General features: G+C 76.3%; 1 protein-coding gene. It reads right to left on the reverse strand.

Features of this window, described 5'->3' with window-relative positions:
* Positions 1 to 316 (reverse strand): hypothetical protein (locus RKE29_RS30695; RefSeq protein WP_312008944.1); only part of this gene is annotated, 316 nt, incomplete at both ends.

Raw genomic sequence — 316 nt, forward strand, 5'->3', positions numbered from 1 at the left:
CCGCTCCAGCGCGTCCAGGTCCGCGTAACCCTCACCCGACGCCGCAAGACCGCCCAGGACCGCCAGCCGCACCGGCTCGGACGACCCGGCCGACACCGGGGTCCAGTCGACCCGGTACAGCGGGCCCTGCTGCTCCCGCCGCGGGCCTTCGAGCTGCGCCTGCTCCACCGGGCGGAGGCCGAGTCGGTCGATGCTCAGCACCGGCTCGCCGTGCTCGCCGGTGATGTCGACCCGCACCGCCGAGCCGACCGGCACGATCCGCGCGCGGGCCCGCGTGAGCCCGGTCTGCTCCAGCCGCACCCCGGACCAGGAGAAC

This window comes from Streptomyces sp. B1866 (assembly GCF_031932565.1).
In the GTDB taxonomy this organism is placed as follows: Bacteria; Actinomycetota; Actinomycetes; order Streptomycetales; family Streptomycetaceae; genus Streptomyces.